General features: G+C 71.5%; 15 protein-coding genes. 13 read left to right on the forward strand and 2 right to left on the reverse strand.

Annotated elements, in window-relative coordinates; translation table 11 throughout:
* Positions 1–81 precede the first annotated feature (81 nt).
* The gene (locus tag AAG827_RS10640; RefSeq protein WP_341925932.1) at positions 82–2742 is read left to right on the forward strand and encodes a DNA translocase FtsK; all 2661 of its coding nucleotides are present in this window, start codon (positions 82–84) and stop codon (positions 2740–2742) included.
* On the forward strand, positions 2739–4301 hold the full coding sequence (locus AAG827_RS10645) for a helix-turn-helix transcriptional regulator (RefSeq protein ID WP_341925933.1): 1563 nt from the start codon (positions 2739–2741) through the stop codon (positions 4299–4301). The genes AAG827_RS10640 and AAG827_RS10645 overlap by 4 nt, the downstream gene beginning before the upstream one ends.
* Positions 4302–4340: 39 nt before the next feature.
* Here the strand turns inward: AAG827_RS10645 and AAG827_RS10650 are convergent, their stop codons facing one another.
* Together AAG827_RS10650 and AAG827_RS10655 are read right to left on the reverse strand one after the other, a co-directional pair.
* Positions 4341–5009 (reverse strand): response regulator, encoded by a 669-nt coding sequence (locus tag AAG827_RS10650; RefSeq protein WP_341925934.1) that lies wholly within the window; start codon positions 5007–5009, stop codon positions 4341–4343.
* Positions 5006–6631, reverse strand: coding sequence for a sensor histidine kinase (locus tag AAG827_RS10655; protein ID WP_341925935.1), 1626 nt, complete (start codon positions 6629–6631; stop codon positions 5006–5008). The genes AAG827_RS10650 and AAG827_RS10655 overlap by 4 nt, the downstream gene beginning before the upstream one ends.
* 104 nt (positions 6632–6735) lie before the next feature.
* Between AAG827_RS10655 and AAG827_RS10660 the strand changes: the two genes are divergently transcribed.
* The 11 genes from AAG827_RS10660 to AAG827_RS10710 all read left to right on the forward strand — a co-directional run bounded on the left by AAG827_RS10660 (position 6736) and on the right by AAG827_RS10710 (position 22105).
* Positions 6736–7746, forward strand: a complete 1011-nt coding sequence (locus AAG827_RS10660) for a tripartite tricarboxylate transporter substrate-binding protein (RefSeq protein ID WP_341925936.1) — start codon at positions 6736–6738, stop codon at positions 7744–7746.
* Entirely contained in the window at positions 7743–8252 is a 510-nt protein-coding gene (locus tag AAG827_RS10665) for a tripartite tricarboxylate transporter TctB family protein (protein WP_341925937.1), read from the forward strand. Before AAG827_RS10660 ends, AAG827_RS10665 begins: the two co-directional genes overlap by 4 nt.
* Complete coding sequence (locus AAG827_RS10670) at positions 8252–9784, forward strand: tripartite tricarboxylate transporter permease (RefSeq protein ID WP_341925938.1); 1533 nt, start codon at positions 8252–8254, stop codon at positions 9782–9784. The genes AAG827_RS10665 and AAG827_RS10670 overlap by 1 nt, the downstream gene beginning before the upstream one ends.
* Entirely contained in the window at positions 9781–10197 is a 417-nt protein-coding gene (locus tag AAG827_RS10675) for a universal stress protein (protein WP_341925939.1), read from the forward strand. The genes AAG827_RS10670 and AAG827_RS10675 overlap by 4 nt, the downstream gene beginning before the upstream one ends.
* Positions 10198–10284: 87 nt before the next feature.
* Positions 10285–11766, forward strand: coding sequence for a radical SAM protein (locus tag AAG827_RS10680; RefSeq protein WP_341925940.1), 1482 nt, complete (start codon positions 10285–10287; stop codon positions 11764–11766).
* Entirely contained in the window at positions 11763–12377 is a 615-nt protein-coding gene (gene pgsA / locus AAG827_RS10685; RefSeq protein WP_341925941.1) for a CDP-diacylglycerol--glycerol-3-phosphate 3-phosphatidyltransferase, read from the forward strand. Before AAG827_RS10680 ends, pgsA begins: the two co-directional genes overlap by 4 nt.
* A gap of 136 nt (positions 12378–12513) precedes the next feature.
* On the forward strand, positions 12514–14889 hold the full coding sequence (locus AAG827_RS10690; protein ID WP_341925942.1) for a 5'-nucleotidase C-terminal domain-containing protein: 2376 nt from the start codon (positions 12514–12516) through the stop codon (positions 14887–14889).
* A 96-nt stretch (positions 14890–14985) separates the two neighbouring features.
* A complete protein-coding gene (locus AAG827_RS10695) occupies positions 14986–17862 on the forward strand; it encodes an ExeM/NucH family extracellular endonuclease (RefSeq protein WP_341925943.1) in 2877 nt (958 codons plus the stop codon).
* 81 nt (positions 17863–17943) lie between these two features.
* A complete protein-coding gene (locus tag AAG827_RS10700) occupies positions 17944–18453 on the forward strand; it encodes a CinA family protein (RefSeq protein WP_341925944.1) in 510 nt (169 codons plus the stop codon).
* Between the two features lie 44 nt (positions 18454–18497).
* The gene (locus tag AAG827_RS10705; RefSeq protein WP_309648046.1) at positions 18498–18806 is read left to right on the forward strand and encodes a helix-turn-helix transcriptional regulator; all 309 of its coding nucleotides are present in this window, start codon (positions 18498–18500) and stop codon (positions 18804–18806) included.
* 110 nt (positions 18807–18916) lie between these two features.
* Positions 18917–22105 carry a M12 family metallo-peptidase gene (locus tag AAG827_RS10710; protein ID WP_341925945.1) on the forward strand — a complete coding sequence of 1063 codons (3189 nt, stop codon included), beginning with the start codon at positions 18917–18919 and terminating at the stop codon, positions 22103–22105.
* Positions 22106–22166: the final 61 nt, after the last annotated feature.

Raw genomic sequence — 22166 nt, forward strand, 5'->3', positions numbered from 1 at the left:
GGGCCCCCGCCCACCCAGCTCGTGGGCGACACGCATGCTGTGATGCAAGTGACGGGTGGGACTGTGGCCTAGTTTGGTCGTATGGCGACCCGTACGTCTTCCCCGCCGGGGTCGCGGAGCAAGAGCACGTCTTCTTCCAGGTCGAGCAGTAGTGGACGAAGCGGTTCGAGCACCCGATCCAGTCGCGCCCGGAAGTCACCCAGCAAGACCCCGACGAAGTCCACGCCCAAGAGCGCCCCCAAACGCCCTGCCGCGCGCAAGCCGGCAGCCCGCCCGGCTCCTCGCGCCGTGCGCAACGGCACCGGTCCGGTCGCCCGGATGTTCATCGCCCTCTTCCGTGGCCTTGCCGCCGTGTGGCTGGGCATCGCGCACGGCATCGGCGCCACGGCACGCGGCATCGGCCACACCGCGGGCGAGCTCGAGCCCGAGCAGCGCCGCGACGGCGCCGGGCTCTTCCTCTTCGCGGTCTCGGTCGTCGTGGCCGCCGCCGTGTGGTTCCAGCTGCCCGGCGGTGCCATGGAGCTCACGCGGACCGTGGTCGAGGGCTCGGTCGGCAAGGTCGGCTGGTTCGTGCCGCTGCTGATCGTGCTCGCCGGCTGGCGACTCATGCGGGACCCGGTGAGCACCGGTCCTGCGGGCCGCCAGGTCATCGGCTGGGCGGCCTTCGCGTTCGGCGTCCTGGGCATCGTCCACATCGCCAACGGCAACCCCCAGCCCGAGGTCGGCGACAGCAGCAACCTCCAGCAGGCCGGCGGCGCCGTGGGCTTCGTGGTCTCCTCGCTGCTGCTCGACCTGCTCCAGTCGGCGTACGTCGTCGTCCCGGTCCTCGCCCTGCTGGCCTTCTTCGGTCTGCTCGTCATCACCGGGACCCCGCTCTACCGGCTCCCCGAGGCGCTCCGCGACACCTGGGACCACCTCCTCGGCAGGCACCTGGAGGAGGACGGCGACGGTCTCGACGCGACGCAGCCGATGCGCACCCGCGGTCGCAAGGACCCTGACCTCCTGCCCGAGGGTGACCCGGCCTACGACACCCCGGTCATCGAGGAGAAGCCGAAGCGTCGCCGCAAGGCAGACGCGGAGTCGATCGCGGTCCCCGACGCCCTGGACGTGGCGCTCGAGGAGGACGCCGGTCTCGACATCGTGCGCCCCCGCACCCTCGGCCAGCCGGTCCTGCCCGTCACCCCCGACGCCGCGGGGGAGGACAAGGCCGACCTCGAGCCACCGCCGCACACGCCGATCCCGCAGCGCGTCGAGCAGCTCTCCCTGTCGGGCGACATCACCTACTCCCTGCCGGAGAACGGCGTCCTGAAGCCGGGCTCGGTGCACAAAGCCAAGTCCGCTGCCAGCGACGACATCGTCGGTCGACTCACCCAGGTCCTCGACGAGTTCGGCATCGACGCGCAGGTCACGGGCTACACCCGTGGCCCGACGGTCACACGCTACGAGGTCGAGGTCGGCCCTGCGGTCAAGGTCGAGAAGGTCACGGCGCTGTCGAAGAACATCGCCTACGCCGTCGCCTCGGCCGACGTGCGCATCCTCAGCCCGATCCCCGGCAAGTCCGCGATCGGCATCGAGATCCCCAACCTGGACAAGGAGATCGTCTCCCTCGGCGACGTCCTCCGCTCCAACGCGGCCCGCTCCGACCACCACCCGATGGTGGCCGGCCTCGGCAAGGACGTCGAGGGCGGTTTCGTCGTCGCCAACCTCGCGAAGATGCCGCACCTGCTCGTCGCCGGCGCGACGGGCTCGGGCAAGTCGAGCTTCATCAACTCGATGATCACCTCGATCCTGATGCGCTCCACGCCCGACGAGGTCCGGATGATCATGGTCGACCCCAAGCGGGTCGAGCTCAACGCCTACGAGGGTGTGCCGCACCTGATCACCCCGATCATCACCAACCCCAAGAAGGCCGCCGAGGCGCTGCAGTGGGTCGTGCGCGAGATGGACATGCGCTACGACGACCTGGCCAACTTCGGCTTCCGCCACATCGACGACTTCAACAAGGCCGTGCGAGCGGGAAAGGTCGAGCTGCCAGCCGGCAGCGAGCGCCAGCTGGCGCCGTACCCCTACCTGTTGGTGATCGTCGACGAGCTCGCCGACCTGATGATGGTGTCGCCGCGCGACGTCGAGGACTCGGTCGTCCGCATCACCCAGCTCGCCCGCGCCGCCGGCATCCACCTGGTGCTGGCGACGCAGCGTCCCTCGGTCGACGTCGTCACCGGCCTGATCAAGGCCAACGTCCCCTCGAGGCTCGCCTTCGCCACGTCCTCCCTCGCCGACAGCCGGGTCATCCTCGACCAGCCGGGAGCCGAGAAGCTGGTCGGCCAGGGCGACGGTCTCTTCCTGCCCATGGGTGCCTCGAAGGCCGTGCGCGTGCAGGGCTCCTGGGTCACCGAGGCAGAGATCCACCAGGTGGTCCAGCACTGCAAGGGACAGCTCGAGCCGACCTACCGCGAGGACGTCACCGCACCCGCGGCCGCCAAGCGTGAGCTCGACGACGACATCGGCGACGACATGGACCTGGTCATCCAGGCCATCGAGCTCGTCGTGTCGACCCAGTTCGGCTCGACGTCGATGCTCCAGCGCAAGCTGCGCGTCGGCTTCGCCAAGGCCGGGCGACTGATGGACATCATGGAGAGCAGGGGCGTGGTCGGGCCGAGCGAGGGCTCCAAGGCCCGCGACGTCCTGGTCAAGCCCGACGAGATCGACGCCGTGATCATGACCCTGCAGGGGGAGCTGTGACTGACACCCTGAACGTGCCCGAGGCCGAGACCTCCGAGCCGACCCGTACGACGGACCTCGAGGTCCGTCGGCACGTCCCCGTGGCCGCGGGGCTGGGCATCACGGCCTCGGTGCTGGCGATCGCCTACCTGGTGCGCGCCTCGGGCACCGGCGCCCCGCTCGACTGGGCCCTGTGCGCGCTGATGACCGTCGTGGGCGGGCTCAACCTCGCCGCGCTGCTCGACGCCCGCTCGCCCCTGCTCGTCGCCGACGCGCAGGGACTGCGAGTGCGGCGCGGTCGTGTCTGGCACGGGCTGCCGTGGTCGGACGTCGACCGGGTCGAGCACCTCGCCCGCCGCGGGCTGCTGCGCGACGGACGCCTGGACGTCATCGGCAACGACGGCACCGACTGGGCCGTGCGCCTGGGGCTCGCGACGCGCGTCGTGGGTGCCGGCGACGACCTCGCCGAGGCGCTGCTCGAGCGGTCCAACTGGACCGCCGACGTGGTCGAGATCGACCTGGTGCCGGCCGAGGACCTCGTCGAGGACGAGGTCCTCGACGACGAGCCCGACACGACCTCGGAGCTCGAGCCCGAGGCTGAGGCCTTCGAGCGCGAGCCCGAGCCCGTCGAGGAGCCCGTGGCAGCCGAGCCCGTCGCCGAGAAGGCGCCGGCGTTCGCGAGCCCGACCCCGGGCCCGCTGCGCAAGCTGGTCGACGCTGCCCGCTCCGAGAGCCGCCGCGAGGCCGCTCCCGAGCCCGTCGTCGAGGAGCCGCGGCGCGACACCGTGCACCTGATCGGTGCCGACGACGCTGCTCCGCAGAGCGACGCGACGATCGTCATCGACGACACCGTGTCGGCGCCTGTGCTCGACCCCGTGGTCGGTCCGCAGCTCGCGTCCGCCCGCACGCGGATCGGCCTCGGTGTCGATCAGCTCGCCGAGCGCACGCGCATCCGCCCGCACGTCATCGAGTCCATCGAGGTCGACGACTTCGGACCCTGCGGCGGCGACTTCTACGCCCGCGGCCACCTGCGCACGCTCGCTCGCGTGCTGGGCGTGGACGCCGCGCCGCTCCTCGCCTCCTACGACGAGCGCTACGCCGACGCCCCCGTCGACCCGCGCCGCGTCTTCGAGGCCGAGCTGGCCACCGGCGCCCACGGCCCGATCCGCGGCACCCGCGGCGGTCCCAACTGGTCGGTGCTGGTCGCGGCCGTCATGGCGGTCGTGCTGATCTGGTCGATCGCCCGCCTCGCGATGGACGGGCCGGTCCAGATGGCCGACACCCCGCGCCTCAACCAGTCCAGCGGCATCAACAACGGCACCAGCAACGCCGGCCCCAAGGTCCCGGTCGTCCTGACCGCGACCGGCGGCGGCGCGGTGGTCGTGGTGCGCGACGGCAGCGGCGCGGTCGTCTTCGACGGCGACGTGGCGTTCATGCAGACCGTCGAGCTCCAGGTCACCCCGCCGGTGCGGGTCCAGTCGACCGACGGCTCGCTCACGGTGAGCATCGACGGCGAGGACCGTGGCGCCCTCGGCGCGACGGGCCAGGAGTCGCAGAACACCTTCGTCGTGCGCGACTGAGGCAGCTCCACACGAGCCCCGTGCAAGGCGACGGCGGCGTCAGACGGTCCGGTAGCGACGCTCCGGCCGCCCGGCGCCGCCGTACTGCAACCGGGCGGACACGGCCCCGCGCAGCACGAAGTGCTCGAGGTAGCGCCGGGCGCTGACGCGCGAGACGCCCACGCGCTCGGCGCACTCCCCGGCGGAGAGCTCGCCGCCGGCCTGCAGGGCGGCCAGGACCGCGTCGGCGGTCTCCTGGCTCAGGCCCTTGGGCAGCGGCTCGCGGCCCCGGCCCAGCGGCGCGAAGACGGCATCGATGTCCTCCTGGTCGGCCGACCCGACGTTGGCCAGCGCCCGGTGGGAGCGGGCGAAGGCCTCGAGGCGGGTGCGGAGGTCGTCGTAGTCGAACGGCTTGACCAGGTAGTGCGCCGCACCGCCGGCCACCGCTGCGCGGACCGTGTCGGCCTCGCGGGCTGCGGTCACGACCATCACGCCGACGTCGTTGCCGGCCCCCCGCAGGTGCCGCAGGACGTCGATGCCGCTGGCGTCCGGGAGGTGTACGTCGAGCAGCACCAGGTCGGGGGACAGGCGCTCGACCTCGGTGATCGCGGTGGCGGCCGTGGCGGCCACGCCGACGACCTCGAAGCCCTCGACCCGCTCCACGAAGCGGGAGTGGATCGAGGCGACCATGAAGTCGTCGTCGACCACCAGCACACGGAGGTCGCTCATCGGTCCGTCTCCTGCTCGTCGTGGGGCAGCCGTGCGGTGAAGACGGCGCCGTGGTCATTGTGGACCGAGACGGACCCGCCGCGCCGCTCGCAGACCACCTGCACCAGCGCCAGCCCGACACCCCGGCCGCTGGCATCGCTCGGCTTGGTGGTGAAGCCGCGCTCGAACACGGTGGTGAGACGTCCGGCAGGGACCCCGGGCCCGGTGTCGGCGACCTGGACGACGACCACGCCCTCCTCGGAGGTCAGCAGGACGTCCACGCGGCCTCCTGCGGCCACGGCCTCGACCGCGTTGTCGACCAGGTTGCCCACGACCGTGCCGACGTCGGCGGAGAGGTCGGGGGAGAGACGGGGCAGGCCGCTGTCCACGTGCAGCGCCAGCTCGACGCGCCGCTCGGACGCCAGGCTGACCTTGGCGACCAGCAGGGCCGCCACGGCCGGGTCCTGCACCCGTGCCCGCACCGCGTCGCTGATCTCGGCCCGCCGGCGCGACAGCGTGCCGATCACCCGTTGGGCCTCCTCGTGCTCACCGAGCTGGAGCAGCCCCGAGATGGTGTGCAGCTGGTTGCTGAACTCGTGGGTCTGCGCGCGCAGGGTCTCGGTGACGCTCTCCCGGGCGCTGAGCTGGCTCTGCAGTGCCAGCAGCTCGGTGCGGTCGCGCAGCGTCGTGACCGTGCCGACGACCCTCCCGTCCTGGACGACCTGGCTGCGGTTCAGCACGAGGACACGGCCGCCGACCACGAGGGGCGCATCGAGCACGTCGTCCTCGCCGAGCAGCAGGTCCAGGACACGGGGCGGGAGCGGCAGGTCCTCGACCGAGCGGCCGAAGGTGTCCTCCGGCAGGTCGAGCAGGTGGCGTGCGCTGTCGCTGACCAGCGTGACGCGGCCCTCGGCGTTGAGCGCGATGAGTCCTTCGCGCAGCGAGGTGAGCACCGCCTCGCGCTGGTCGGCCAGCGCGGCGATCTCGGCGGGCTCCAATCCCCGCGTCTGGCGGCGGATCAGCCGGGAGAGCAACAGGGATCCCGCGATGCCGAGCACCAGGCCGATCCCGAGGTAGAGCACGAGGTCGTCGAGGGTCCGCCCCAGGCGCTCGGTGAGGGCGGGGTAGTCCTCGGTCACGACCACGATCCCGACCAGGGTGCCGGCAGGTGGCCCTCCCTCGACGGGCCTGTTGTCGGCGAGGATCGGCACGATGGCCGCGATGGCGGGCCGGCCGCGGTCGGTGACGTCGCCGGTCCAGGACCGGCCCTCGAGCACGTCGCCGTCGCCGAGGTCGACGCTCTCGCCCGTGCGGGTGGGGTCGGTGCCGACGACCACGACACCGGTCGGGTCGGTGACGTAGACGGCCGAGGCGCCCACGTCGTCGGACCGCTGCTGGGCGTAGAACGCGATCTCGGCGCGTCCGTCGAGCTGCTCCATGGCCTCGCGGACCGCGTCGGTGCTGGCCAGGCTCTCCGCGGTCGCGGCGAGCCGGGCGCCGCGGGTGTCGCGGAAGTCGGCGTCGCTCTGGCGCACCGAGACCACGCTGCCGACGGCGACCACGACGACCAGGACGGCCAGCTGGAGCAGCAGGAACTGCCCGGCGAGACTCATCCGGGACGGGCGGCGCAGCCGTGACCACAAGTTGCACAACCTCCTTTGCTTACCCAAGCGTGACCGACGCCACATCATCGCGCGAGGGTGTGCTCAGCCCGGGGACGACCGGGCCCGACGGACACAGGAGAGACATGCTGGCGGCACTGACGAGGCGCAGGTGCATCGGGTCCCGGCCCGCGCTGGGCGCTGCGGTCGTCGCGCTGGGCCTGGCGGTGTCGAGCTGCGGGGTCACCCGCGGTGACGACAGCCAGGACATCGCGATGTGGATCCCCAACAGCCCCGGCGGCGGCTACGACCAGACCGGTCGGGCCGCGGTCGGCGTGCTCGAGGCCCAGGACATCACCGGCGGCACGATGGACGTCACCAACATCCTCGGCGCCGGCGGGTCGGTCGCGCTCACCCGCCTCATCGGCGAGGAGGGCAACGAGCACCTGCTGATGACGATGGGCCTGGGCGTCGTGGGGTCGGCGTACTCCTTCGGGCTGCCCTACAAGCTCACCGACGCCACCCCGATCGCCCAGCTGATCGAGGACCAGGAGGGCGTGCTCGTCCCGGCGGACTCGCCGTACAAGACGATCGACGACTTCGTCGAGGACTGGCAGGCCGATCCCACCGGCGTCGTCGTCGGCGGCGGCTCGAGCCCGGGCGGTCCCGACCACCTCTTCCCGATGCAGCTGGCCGAGGCGGTCGACGTCGACCCCGAGGACGTGACCTACGTGCCCTACGACGGCGGTGGCCCTCTCACGACGGCCCTGCTGGGCAACAAGATCCAGGTCGGCTTCTCCGGGCTGGGGGAGTTCGAGGCGCAGATCGCGGCCGGCAAGCTGCGGGTCCTCGCGGTCTCCGGCGACGAGCGGCTCACGGGGGAGTCCGTCAAGGATGCCCCGACCCTGACCGAGTCGGGCATCGACCTGGTCTTCACCAACTGGCGCGGAGTCCTCGCGCCCCCGGGCATCTCCGAGGAGCGGCGCGACGAGCTGATCGCCTACGTCGAGGAGATGCACGAGACCCCCGAGTGGGAGGCGATCCTCGCCAAGAACGGCTGGATCGACGAGTTCAAGACCGGCGACGAGTTCGGAGCGTTCCTCGAAGAGCAGGACGCCCGCGTCGCCTCGACGCTGGAGGAGGTCGGGCTGCTGTGAGCACCCACCACGTGAAGGAGGTCGGCGCTGACCGCGACCTCGCGCAGCTCGGCCTCGCGGCCGTGCTCGGCCTGATCGGCCTGGTGACCCTGTGGGACACCAGCCGGCTGGAGGTCGGCTTCGCCGACCCCGTCGGTCCCAAGGTCTTCCCCTACGTCATCGGCACCGTGATGCTCGTCCTGGCCGTCGCACTGGCGATCTCGGCGCTCGCGGGTGACCGCGGCGAGGTCGAGGGCGGCGAGGACGTCGACCTCGGCGTGGCCGCCGACTGGCTCACCGTCGCCCGCCTGGTCGGTGTCCTGGTCCTGACCATCGCGACCGTCAGCTGGCTGGGCTGGGCCCTCACCGGCGCGATCCTCTTCGCCGGCTCCGCCTGGGCCCTCGGCAGCCGCACCCAGGTGCGCGACGCCATCGTCGGGCTCGTGCTCGCCGTCGGCAGCTGGTACGCCTTCTACGTCGGCCTCGGCATCCCGCTGGCCCCCGGAGTCCTGGACGGGATCCTCTGATGGGCGACCTGGACCTCCTCTGGGGCGGCCTGCAGGCCGCCATCACCCCCGAGAACCTGATGTACGCCGCGATCGGCGTCGTCCTCGGCACCTTCGTCGGCGTCCTGCCCGGCATCGGCCCGGCCATGGCCGTGGCCCTGCTGCTGCCCGTGACCTTCGGCCTCGAGCCGACCTCGGCGTTCATCATGTTCGCCGGCATCTACTACGGCGGCATGTACGGCGGGTCGACGACGTCGATCCTGCTGAACACGCCGGGTGAGTCGGCGTCGGTGATGACGGCGCTCGAGGGCAACAAGATGGCCAAGCGCGGCCGGGCCGCCCAGGCACTGGCCACCGCCGCGATCGGCTCCTTCGTGGCCGGCACCATCGGCACCGTCCTGGTGGCGCTCTTCGCGCCGCCGCTGGCCCGGGTCGCCGTGGAGATCGGCGCCCCGTCGTACGTCGCGATCATCGTGCTGGCCCTGGTGATGACCTCGACCGTGCTCGGCAGCTCCCGCCTGCGCGGGCTGATCGCGCTGTTCCTCGGCCTCACCATCGGCCTGGTCGGTCTCGACCTGAACACCGGTCAGCCGCGGCTCAGCTTCGGCGTGCCGCAGCTGGTCGACCGCCTCGACATCGTGGTGATCGCCGTGGGCATCTTCGCCCTCGGCGAGGCACTCTGGGTCGCCGCGCACCTGCGCCGCCAGCCGCTCCAGATCATCCCGGTCGGCCGTCCGTGGATGGGGCGAGACGACTGGCGCCGCTCGTGGAAGCCGTGGCTGCGTGGCACCGCGCTGGGCTTCCCGTTCGGGGCGATCCCGGCCGGTGGGGCGGAGATCCCGACCTTCCTGTCCTACGTGACCGAGCGCAAGCTGGCCAAGGGCGGCGAGAAGTTCGGCGAGGGCGCGATCGAGGGAGTCGCCGGTCCGGAGGCCGCCAACAACGCCTCGGCCGCCGGCATGTTCGTCCCGATGCTCGCGCTCGGCGTGCCCGTGACGGCCACCGCGTCGGTCATGCTCGCCGCGCTCCAGGGCTATGGCATCCAGCCCGGCCCCCAGCTCATGACCGAGCAGTCGGACCTGGTGTGGACGCTGCTGGCCAGCCTGCTGATCGGCAACCTGCTGCTGCTGGTGCTCAACCTGCCGCTGGCGCCGCTGTGGGCCAAGCTGTTGAGCATCCCGCGCCCGCAGCTCTACGCCGGCATCCTGTTCTTCGCCTGCCTGGGTGCCTACAGCACCAACCTGGATCCCTTCGACGTCGCGCTCCTGCTGGTCTTCGGCCTGCTGGGGCTGGCGATGCGCCGCTTCGGGCTGCCGGTGCTGCCGCTGATCCTCGGCGTCATCCTGGGCCCGATCCTGGAGACCAAGCTCCGCGAGGCGCTGGCCATCTCGGGCGGCGACTGGACCGGGCTGCTCGACGAGCCGCTCGCGGTCATCGTCTACGTGATCCTGGCGCTGGCGCTCGTCGGCCGTGTCGTGATGTCCAGGATGAGCCCGACGGGCACCGAGCCGGTCGACACCGAGGAGCGCGACGAGGAGATGGTGCAGCGATGACCGGGATCGTGGTCGGGTGGACGCCCGACGAGTACGGCGCCGTGGCGGTCGAGCACGCGGCTGCCGAGGCCGCCCTGGCCGGCAGCAGCGTGATCCTGGTCAACGGGTCCAAGGGCGACGCCTACGTCGACCAGCGGTGGGCCAGCCCCGAGCAGCTCGACGAGGTCCGCGCCGACCTGGAGGGTCGCGGCGTCACCGTCGAGGTGCGCCAGGTCGTGGCCCAGGACGTCGGCCAGGCCGTGCTCACGGTTGCTCGTGAGGTCGACGCGACGCTCGTGGTGCTGGGGATCCGGCGCCGCTCGCCGGTCGGCAAGCTGCTCATGGGCAGCGTCGCGCAGCGGGTGCTGCTCGACGCCGAGTGCCCCGTCCTGGCGGTCAAGCCGGGCAGTCGACCGCGTGTGGCTCGTCACTGACGACCCCGCAGGCCTGCTGATGACGACACGGGCGGGGGCGGCGCATTTCGCGTCGCCCCCGCCCGGTCGTCATACTCGGAGGCGACTATGACGACCGAGACGACTTCCGCTGCCACCCCGCCCCTGCTGTCCGTGGCGATGGTGACCCTCGGGTGCGCCCGCAACGAGGTCGACTCCGAGGAGCTGGCCGGCCGCCTCGAGGCCGACGGGTTCCTGCTGGTCGACGACCCGGCGATGGCCGACACCGTGGTGGTCAACACGTGCGGCTTCGTCGAGGCCGCCAAGAAGGACTCCGTCGACACGCTGCTCCAGGCCGCCGACCTCAAGGCCTCCGCCGACCAGGGCGGACGCGCGCAGGCCGTCGTCGCCGTCGGCTGCCTCGCCGAGCGCTACGGCAAGGACCTCGCCGAGTCGCTGCCCGAGGCCGACGCCGTGCTGGGCTTCGACGACTACCCCGACATCGCCGCGCGGCTGCGCTCGATCGTCGCGGGGGAGGTCCACCACCCCCACACGCCGTCGGACCGTCGCCTGCTGCTCCCGATCTCCCCGGTCGAGCGCGCGGCGTCGACCGCCGCGGTCCCCGGCCACGGGGACGTCGCCGACGTCACCACCGTCGGCCTGGGCGGGCCCGCGACCGGCCCGCGCGCCGTACGCCGTCGGCTCGACGCCGGCCCCATGGCGGCCCTCAAGCTGGCCAGCGGCTGTGACCGCCGCTGCTCCTTCTGCGCCATCCCAGCCTTCCGCGGCTCGTTCGTCAGCCGCCGCCCCAGCGACGTCATCAGCGAGGCGCGCTGGTTGGCCGAGCAGGGCGCCCGCGAGGTGTTCCTCGTCAGCGAGAACTCCACGTCCTACGGCAAGGACCTCGGCGACCTGCGGCTGCTCGAGACGCTGCTGCCCGAGCTGACCGCGATCGACGGCATCGACCGCGTGCGCGTGTCCTACCTCCAGCCGGCCGAGACCCGTCCCGGCCTGGTCGAGGCGATCGCGACCACCCCCGGGGTGGCGTCCTACTTCGACCTGTCCTTCCAGCACGCCAGTGCCACGGTGCTGCGTCGCATGCGCCGCTTCGGTGACCCCGAGAGCTTCCTCGGCCTGCTCGACCAGGTGCGATCGCACGCGCCGGAGGCCGGCGTGCGCTCCAACGTGATCGTCGGCTTCCCCGGCGAGACCGAGGACGACCTCGAGACCCTCTGCGACTTCCTGGTCGCTGCCCGCATGGACGTGACCGGCGTCTTCGGCTACTCCGACGAGGACGGCACGGAGGCCGCGTCCTACGACGGCAAGCTCGACGAGGACGAGGTGCGCGCCCGCGTGGAGCACGTCAGCGGCCTCGTCGAGGAGCTCAACGCCCAGCGGGCCGAGGAGCGCATCGGCGAGCAGGTCGTCGTGCTGGTCGAGTCGCTCGACGGCGACGTGGCCGAGGGACGCGGTGCCCACCAGGGCCCCGAGGTCGACGGCACGACCACGGTCACCGAGCTCCCGCCGGGCACCCAGGTCGGCGACCTCGTCGCGGCGGTCGTGGTGGCCACGGACGGTGTGGACCTGATCGCCGAGGGGGAGACCCGATGAGCGCCGTCGACCCGCAGATGTCCACCGGCTCCAACTGGAACCTCCCCAACGCGCTCACGACGCTGCGGATCGTGATGGTCCCGTTCTTCGGCTGGGCCCTCCTCGTCGACGGCGGCGACTCCGTGCTCTGGCGCACGATCGCCTACGTGATCTTCGCGCTGGCCATGATCACCGACAAGATCGACGGCGACATCGCCCGGGCGCGCAACCTGGTGACCAACTTCGGCAAGATCGCCGACCCGATCGCCGACAAGGCGATCACCGGCATGGCCTTCATCGGTCTCTCGATCGTGGGCGACATCTGGTGGTGGGTCACCATCATCGTGCTGCTGCGCGAGTGGAGCGTCACGATCCTGCGCCTCTCGATCCTCAAGCACGTCGTGATCGCGGCCGCCCAGAGCGGCAAGATCAAGACGACGCTCCAGGCCCTCGCCCTGGGCGGGCTGACGCTCCCGCTGCGCCAGGTCGACGGAGCCCTGGACGTGCCGGGCGAGATCCTCTTCTACGTCTCGCAGGTGCTGCTCGCCGGTGCCGTCGCGATGACGATGTGGTCGGGCTACGAGTTCTTCCGCGACGTCCGACGCCAGCGTGCGTCGGCAACCGCCTCCTGACCGTCCCGCCGGAGGATCTCCCGTGCGGGGACTTCACCTCGAGTTAACGTGCGGGCCGGATCGGGGGGGTGTCGTGCTTCCTTGGGAGGGCTAGGGTGCTGAAGGTCACTCTTGAACACCTTCGAAAGGTCACCCCGTGCTCTTCAGTTCTCGGGCTCGTCTGAGCTCGCGCGCGCTGGCGGCAGGTGTCGGTCTCGGGCTCGTGGCGACGCCTCTCGCGTTCGCCACCCCCGCAGCCAACGCCGCCGACCCGGTCAGCATCAACATCCTCGGCATCAACGACTTCCACGGCCGCATCGCGGCCAACGGCCAGGAGGCCGGCGCGGCCGTCCTCGCCGGGGCGGTCGACGAGATCCGAGCGGCGCAGCCCAACACCGTCTTCGCCGCCGCGGGTGACCTGATCGGCGCCTCGACGTTCGACTCGTTCATCCAGCAGGACAAGCCGACGATCGACGCTCTCAACGAGGCCGGTCTCGAGGTCTCGGCCGTGGGCAACCACGAGTTCGACCAGGGCTACGACGACCTGATGGAGCGGGTGATCCCCGACGGGGCCGCCAACGGCGGAGCCCTGTGGGAGTACATCGGCGCCAACGTCGAGGTCAAGCCCACAGCGCCCGCCGACACCCCCGTGCTCGAGCCCAGCTGGACCAAGACCTTCGGCACCGGCGACAGCGCCGTGAAGGTGGGCTTCGTCGGTGCCGTGACCGAGGAGCTGCCCTCCCTGGTCTCGCCCGCGGGCATCCAGGACATCACCGTCTCCGACATCGTCGAGGCGACCAACACCGAGGCCGACGCGCTCGTCGCCGACGGCGCCGACCTCGTCGTGCTGCTCGTGCACGAGGGCGCGCCCAACGCCGACTGCGCCACGATGGCCGCGGACCCGACCTCGGCCTTCGGCAGCATCATCAACGGCGTCAACACCAACGTGGACGCGATCATCTCGGGTCACACGCACCTGTCCTACGACTGCTCCTTCCCCGTCGCAGGGTGGGCCGACCGTGCCGTCAAGGAGCGTCCGGTGGTGTCGGCGGGGCAGTACGGCTACAACCTCAACCAGCTGACCTACTCCATCGACCCGGCCGACGGTTCGATCGACGGACTCGAGAGCGAGATCCTGCCGCTCACGACCTGTGGCACGACCTGCAACGCCAGCACGGTCGTCTGGACGCCGCTCTACGACGCCGACCAGCCCACCACCGACATCGTCTCGGCCGCGGTCACCGAGGCCAACGTGCTCGGCGCCGTCGAGCTCGGTGACCTCGCCGGTGACTTCCGCCGGGCCAAGGCCAACGGCCGCAACGCCCAGGGTGCCCCCGCCCTCGTCGACAACCGCGGTGGTGAGTCCACCGTCGGCAACCTGGTCGCCGAGGTGCAGCGCTCGGAGACCGACGCGCAGATCGCGTTCATGAACCCCGGTGGCCTGCGTGCCGACCTGCTCGGCAACAACACGAACGGCTACCCGGCGGCGCTGACCTACCGCCAGGCCGCCAACGTGCAGCCTTTCGCCAACACGCTGGTCAACATGACCATGACGGGCGCGCAGATCAAGTCCGCGCTCGAGCAGCAGTGGCAGCCGGCCGCGTCCTCGCGCCCGTTCCTGCGCCTGGGTGCCTCGAAGGGCTTCGAGCACACCTACGACCCGACCGCCCCCGAGGGCAGCCGTGTCACGAGCATGACGCTCGACGGTGACCCGATCGGTGCGACCGAGACCTTCTCGGTGACGGTCAACTCGTTCCTCGCATCCGGCGGCGACAACTTCGGTGCCTTCTCCCAGGGCACCGCGCGCCGCGACACGGGCAAGATCGACCTGCAGACGATGGTCGACTACCTCGAGGAGTTCGCCGCCGACGCCCCGCTGGCGGTCGACTACGACCAGCGCGCCGTCGGTGTCGACTTCGGCGATGCAGCCCCGGCGTCCTACCTGCCCGGTGACACGGTCGCCTTCGAGCTGTCGTCGCTGTCGTTCAGCAACGCCACCGACGTCAAGGACGAGAACGTCACGGTCTCCCTGGGCGGCACCACGCTCGGCACCTTCCCGGTCGACAGCGCCCTGCCCGCCCTCGCCGAGGGCCAGGACCCGAAGACGACGATCTTCGACGAGGTCGGCACGGCCTCGGTCAGCGTCACGCTGCCCGCCTCGGTCGGTGCCGGCGTGCGCCAGCTCGTCGTCGAGGGCGCTGCCACCGGCACCGAGGTGGAGGTCCCGATCACGGTCGCGGCCGCTCCTCAGGCCAAGCCGACGATGACCGTCACCGCGCCCAGCAGCGTCCAGCAGTTCAAGGCCGCGCTGGTCAAGGTGGTCGTGAAGGCCGCCGGCATGCCGGCCGAGGGCAACGTGCGCATGACCTACCGCGGCACGTCGATCACCAAGAAGCTCCAGGACGGCGTGCTCACGGCCAAGCTCGGCATCTTCAAGCAGCCGGGTGTCGTCACGGTCGCGATCAAGTACCTCGGCAACGCCACGACGTCCAGCTCGTTCCAAGGCATCAAGATCCGCGTCATCAGGAAGTAGCACCACCCGAGGGGCTCGCCGGAGATCCGGCGGGCCCCTCGGCCTGCTCACCTCGTCGGTGAGCACCTCCCCCCATCTCCCTCGGAAGGCTTCGTCATGCCCGAAAGCTTCAGGCGCAGGACCACTGCGCACCGCGCCCTCGGCGCGGCCGTCGGCCTCACGGTCGCCGTCACCGGCCTCGCGATCGCGTCCCCGGCCCAGGCCGTCAGCCCCTCCCTCGTCATCAGCGAGGTCTACGGCGGCGGCGGCAACTCCGGCGCCACCTTGACCCACGACTTCATCGAGCTCCACAACCCGACCAGCGCTCCCGTCTCCGTGGACGGCTGGTCGGTGCAGTACCGCTCCTCCGGTGGGACCGGCGCCGGCGCCGTGACCACCCTGTCGGGCTCTGTCGCCCCCGGCGGCTACTACCTCGTGCAGCAGGCCAAGGGCGCCGGTGGCACCCAGGCGCTGCCCACCCCCGACGCAACAGGCACCATCGCGATGAGCGGCTCCGCCGGTCAGGTGTGGCTCTCCAACGGGACCGCGCCGCTCACCCCTCCCGGCGGCAGCGTGCCGACGGGCGCGGGCATCGTCGACTTCGTCGGTTTCGGTGGCGCGGCGTCCTTCGAGAAGGCGCCGACCGCCGGTCTGGGCAGCACGACCTCGGCGGCCCGCACCAAGGCCGACGCCGACGACAACAGCACCGAGTTCACCGTCGGGGCACCCGCGCCGCAGAACAGCGGCTCCGGTGCCGAGGAGCCGCCCCCGGCGGAGCCGACCGAGCAGACGATCCCCGAGATCCAGGGCACCGGAGCGACCACCCCGCTGGCCGGAGACCCGGTCATCACCAGCGGTGTCGTCACCGCGGCCTACCCCTCGGGCGGCTTCTTCGGGTTCTACCTGCAGACCCCCGGCACCGGTGGCGCGCGCGACCTCGCGACGCAGACCGCCTCCGACGGCCTCTTCGTCTACCAGGACCGCACCGCCGGTCCGGTCACCGTCACCCCCGGCGATCACGTCGAGGTCACCGGTGTCGCCGGTGAGTACGCCGGCCTGACGCAGGTCACCGTCAGCGCTGCGGCCGACATCGTCGAGCTGACCGAGCCGGCCGTCGCGCCGAGCCCGGCCACCACCGCCGCATGGCCCGCCAGCAACGCGCAGAAGGAGTCGCTGGAGGGCATGCTCTACGCCCCCGGCGCGGGCTTCACGGTCACCAACACCTTCTCCACCAACCAGTTCGGCGAGGTCGGGCTGGCGCTCGGCGAAAAGCCGCTGATCCAGCCGACCGAGGTCGCCGACGCGGGCTCCGCCGAGGCGGCAGCCGTCGCCGCGGACAACGCCGCCCGGGCGATCACGCTCGACGACGGCGCGTCGACCAACTTCACCGCGCAGTCGTTCTCGGCCGCCGCGTGTGGCACCCGCCCCACGCCCTGCCTGCTCAACGGCGACCAGACGCCGCCGTACGTCTCGACCACCGAGCCGGTCCGCGTGGGCGCCCCCACGACCATCACCGCGCCGGTGATCCTGAGCCAGGGCGGCTCGCCGTCCGCGCCGACCTACCGCTTCCAGCCGACGGCCACCGTCGTCGGCCCGGACAACGCCACCTCGCCCGCGACGTTCACCGACACCCGGACGGCAGCTCCCGACACGGCGCTGGTGAACGCCCAGGGCGCCAGCGACATCCAGGTCGCGTCGTTCAACGTGCTCAACTACTTCACCACCCTGGGTGACGCCGACGACGACAACGTCGGTGACGCCGGCTGCGAGGGCTACTACGGCCGCGACGGCGACGGCACCAACGTGGCCGGTGGCTGCGACCAGCGCGGTGCCTGGGACCCCGCCGACCTCCAGCGCCAGCAGGAGAAGATCGTGGCGGCGATCAACGCCCTCGACGCCGACGTGATCGGCCTGATGGAGATCGAGAACTCCGCAGCACTCGGGGAGACCCCCGACGAGGCCACCAACACGCTCGTCGCGGCGCTCAACGCTGCGGCCGGCTCCCAGGTCTGGGCGGCCAACCCGTCCTCGACCGAGCTGCCCGCTCCCGCCGAGCAGGACGTCATCACCAACGCGATCATCTACCGCACGGCGGCGGTCACCCGGCTCGGCGAGGCGCGCGCGCTCGGCACCCTGAGCGCGGACGGCCAGGCCTTCGGCAACGCCCGTGAGCCCATCGCCCAGGCCTTCACACCCGTGGGCGGTGGCGAGGACTTCATGGTCGTCGTCAACCACTTCAAGTCCAAGGGCTCCGGCGCCGACGACGGCACCGGCCAGGGCAACGCCAACCCCGACCGCGTCGCGCAGGCCACCGCCCTGGCGGCGTGGGTCCCGACCGTCCAGGACGAGACCGGCACCGAGTCGGTCCTGCTCGTGGGCGACTTCAACGCCTACACGCAGGAGGACCCCATGCAGGTCCTCTATGACGCCGGCTACGCCGACAGCGAGGTGCTGAGCGGCAACGACGAGTACTCGTACTCGTTCTCCGGTCTCTCGGGTTCGCTCGACCACGTGCTGCTCAACACCGCGGCCCAGGCCAGCTTCACGGGCTCCGACATCTGGAACATCAACTCGGGGGAGTCCGTGGCGCTGGAGTACAGCCGCTTCGACTACCACGCGACCAACTTCCACCAGCCCGGTCCCTACCGGTCCTCCGACCACGACCCCGTCGTCGTGGGCCTGGACCTGGTCGACGAGCCCGTCCTGCTGCCCGCCACGGTCTCGGTGAAGCAGACGCCCCCGAAGGTCAAGGTCGACAAGACCCGCACGAAGCTCACGATCACCGTCGCTGCCGAGGGTGTCCGGCCCACCGGCACGATCACGGTCAGCGGGGTCGAGGGCGACCCCATCACCGTGCAGCTCGAGCGCGGCACGGCCACCGTCCGGCTCCCGGAGTTCGCCAGCACGGGTGACAAGGAGCTGACGATCACCTACAGCGGTGACGACGAGGTGGAGGAGACCACCACGACCCACGTGGTCCGCGTGGTCCGCTGACCGCACCACCCGACGTACGACGGGAGCCGGCCCTGCGGGGTCGGCTCCCGCCGTGCTTCCGCGGCTCCTACGATCGAGGACATGGCACGCGGACGCAGGACAGGGACGGACGACGCGGCGTTCGTGCACGAGCTGCTCCGCGAGCGCGGCGCGTCGCTGGCCACCGCCGAGTCGTTGACCGGCGGTCAGCTGGCGGCCCGCCTCACGGCGGTCCCCGGCGCCTCGGAGACGTACGTCGGCGGCGTGGTCACCTACGCCACCGAGCTCAAGGTCCGGCTGCTCGGCGTCGCGCAGGAGCTGGTCGACCGGCACGGCGTCGTGTCGGCGGAGTGTGCGCGGTCGATGGCCGACGGGGTGCGCGGCCTGACCGGTGCGGACTACGCGATCGCGACGACCGGGGTCGCCGGTCCGGGGGAGCAGGAGGGCAAGCCCGCGGGCACCGTCTTCGTCGCGGTCGCCGGACCTGGACTGGTCCAGGTGCTCGCCCTGGAGCTCTCCGGTGAGCGTGCGAGCGTGCAGCGACGCACCTGCGAGGAGGGATTGTCGGCGCTTGCTGAGATCCTCCGTCAGGAAGAAACGCCTCTCCGGTAGCGTTGGGGCTACTCACCGGCCACAGATCTGGGAAGGGGACCCGCATGGTGCTGTTTCGTCGGCTCCTGGGCGACGTGCTTCGCGCACGCCGCATGCAGCGCGGCATGACGTTGCGCGAGGTCTCCGCCGAGGCCCGGGTCAGCCTGGGCTACATCTCCGAGATCGAGCGCGGCCAGAAGGAAGCCTCCTCCGAGCTCCTCGCCTCGCTGTGCACAGCGCTCGACGCCCCGCTGTCAGAGGTCCTGAGCGAGGTCTCGCTGGCGGTCGCCGTCGAGGAGGCAGCACTCGCCGCCACCCCGATCTCGGTCAACGTGCGCACCGCCCAGGGCGACGTCGTCGCCTCCGCTGCGTGACGAGGTCCACCAGCACCTGCGCGTAACCGCTCCGGGTCGGGGTCGTTTGGACACCCGACGGCCCCTTGGTCGTCGAGGTCCGTCCTCCGTGCCCTGCCTGGGAGCATCTCGTGTCCACACGTCGCATCCGTTCGATCGCCCTCTCCCTCGTGCTGGCTCTGGTGGCCGCCGTCCTCGCGCTGCTGCCCGCAGCACTGGCCTCGGCCGCGAGGCCGGGCCCGACCGCGGCTCCACTGGCTCCCGGTGACGGCGTCTTCTCCACGCTGCGGGACCTCGACCTGACCGGCGACCGGGTCCGTGTGGCGCCCACTGCGTTCGCTGCGGTGCGCCTTGACACCGACCTGGCGCGTCGTGAGCTCTCGCGGGCGCCGTCGGCCCGCGCGGCCGTGGGTGGCGCACCGGCCCTGCGCTTCGGCGTACCCACGCCCCAGGGGGCCGTGGAGGTCTTCGAGGTCGTCGCCGACCCGGTCATGGAGGCGGGTCTCGCCGCGCGGCACCCCGAGCTGACGACCTACGCCGGGCGCAGCACCGTCGACCCGAGCCGCACCATCCGGATGGACCTCACCCCGGCCGGCTTCCACGCCTCCGTGCGCGACCTCGACCACAACCGGGCCTGGTACGTCGACCCGGCCTTCAACGGCCGCGGGGTCACCGAGCACGTGAGCTACTTCGCGCGCGACCTGCCGCGCAACGAGGAGACCTACAACGAGATCGGCGTCAACGAGAGCGCTCACGCCATTGCCGGTGAGGCAGCCCAACGGGCCGCAGCCGGAGAGGTCGTCGCGCAGCGCGTCTACCGGATGGCGTGGGTGACCGAGCCGAGCTATGCCAAGTACTTCACCGACAAGGGCGTCGGGGTCCTCGCCGAGAAGGTCACGGTCATCAACCGGGCCAGCCACCTCTACAACGACGACATGGCGATCAAGTTCGTCCTCGTCAACGGCAGCGAGAAGCTCAACCTCGACACCTTGGCCAAGGCCACCGGGGTGAACGGCCCCTGCGGTGCCAACGCCTGCTTCGCGGCTGACGAGATCGAGTCCTGCGGCGGCAACGTGCTGGACCGCAACAAGTTCGTCACCGGCCAGATCGTCGGCGCTGACAACTTCGACATCGGCCACTTCGGCAGCGGTGCCGGCTCGGGCGGCGTGGCCTACCTCGGCGTCGTCGGGGGCGCCGACAAGGCCGGCGGCTGCACGGCCCTCGACACCCCCGACGGCGACTTCTACGCCGTCGACTTCTTCGCCCACGAGGTCGGCCACCAGATGGGTGGCAACCACACCTTCAACGGCACCAACGGCAGCTGCGCCGGGATCAACCGCAACGCCGAGACCTCGGTCGAGCCGGGCTCCGGCTCGTCGGTCCAGGCCTACGCCGGCATCTGCTTCAACGACGACCTGCAGCCGCACACCGACCCCTACTTCTCCCAGCGCAGCATCGACGAGATCACGGCCGTCGCGACGGCCGCTCCAGGGATGCTCGCCGAGCAGCAGGTCGTCAACCTCAAGGGGCTCGACGCCGGCGACACCTTCCAGCTGACCTACCCCGGGGTCACGCCAGTGACGATCACGCAGGGCACGACGTACAACGCGGCCGGCCTGCAGGCCGCGATCCTGACCCTCACCGGCAAGGCCAGCACGGTCACGGGCTACGACGGCGCCAGCGCGGTGGGGCCCGAGGGCTTCACCGTCGACTTCGTGGGCACCGCCGACGTGCAGCGGCTCGGCATCGGCACCACGACCGGTGGCGTCACGGGCTTCGTGGGCGTCATCCAGAACGGCGGTCCCGAGACCAACGGCGGCACCCGCGTGGTCACGACGAACCGTGCTCCGACGGTCGTCGCCCCGGCCGACAAGACGATCCCCGTGCAGACGCCCTTCACGCTGACGGGCTCGGGCACGGACGCGGATGCCGGCACGTCGCTGACCTACCTGTGGGAGCAGAACGACCCGGGCATCAATCCGCTGTTCGGGACGCTGCTGGGCGACAACCTCAAGGTGGACGGCCCGCTCTTCCGGGTGTTCGGCCGTGATGCCGACGTCAGCGCCGAGGCGGCGCTCGAGTCTCCGTCCCCGGGGCAGAACCTCGCCGACGGCAACCCCTCGCGCACCTTCCCCGACGTGCAGCAGATCCTGGCCGGCGCCACCAACGCGGAGACGGGCGCGTGCCCACCCCCGGTCGGCCTGCCGATCGATGCGCTCACGGGAGACACTCTCGACTGCTTCTCCGAGTTCCTGCCGACGGCGGCCTATGCGCAGTTCTCCGGCGCCCTCAACTTCCGCCTGACGGCGCGAGACGGCAACCCCAGCGGTGGTGGAGCGTCCTTCGACGACATCACGCTCACCCTCGACCCGGCTGCCGGCCCGTTCCTCGTGACCTCGCGAGCTGCCGCGGACAGCGTGGCAGCCAAGGCCGGGGAGAAGGAGGAGGTCACCTGGGACGTCGCCGGCACCGACGCCGAGACCCTGGCGCCCAACGTGAAGATCTCGCTGTCCACCAACGGCGGTCTGACCTTCCCGACCGTGCTCGCCGCCTCGACGCCCAACGACGGCGCCGAGGAGATCACCTGGCCGTCGGTGTCGACCACCAAGGCCCGGATCAAGGTCGAGGCCGTCGACAACTACTTCTTCGACCTCAGCGACGCGGACTTCGCGATCACCGGTGGCGCCACGCCGCCTCCGCCTCCGGGTGGATCCGCGCCGCAGACCACCATCACCGGTGGGGTGGCGCAGAACGGCTTCCTCGTGGGTGACCGCACGACGGTGCGCTACGCCTCCTCGACCGCGGGCTCGACCTTCCGGTGCGCGCTGGACCGCAAGGCCCTCGACTGCGGCCGGGCGGAGGTCGCGCTGACGAAGCTGGCTCCCGGGATGCACCAGTTCGCCGTGGCGGCCACCAGCTCGACGGGGGCCGTGGACCGCACCCCCGCCAAGCGGCTCTTCTCCGTCCCGCTGAGCGCCACGACGCTCAAGCGCGACGCCGGGTGGGCGCTGAAGCAGGACGCCCGCGCCCACCGGGGTGTCTACGTCGTGACCCGCAAGGCAGGCCTCGAGCTGCGCTACGCCGTCAAGCGCACCACCCGGGTGGCGCTCGTGGCGACCACGGGTCCCGGCTTCGGCCGCGTCGAGGTCTTCCTCGGCGAGCGTCGCATCGGCCGCGTGTCGCTCGACTCCGCACGGCTCACGCGGCGGGTGCTGATCCCGATCGAGCGGTTCTCCCCACCGCGCAACGGCACCATCACGATCCGCACGCTGGACGGCAAGCAGGTCCGCATCGAGGGCCTCGGGGTCTTCCTCCGCTGACCCTGCCGGGGCCACGAGTCTGCGCGTTCCCCGGTCCGTAACAGCCCTCTCGTGGTGTCGT

The sequence above is a fragment of the Nocardioides psychrotolerans genome (genome assembly GCF_943371775.1).
Taxonomy (GTDB): Bacteria; Actinomycetota; Actinomycetes; order Propionibacteriales; family Nocardioidaceae; genus Nocardioides; species Nocardioides psychrotolerans_A.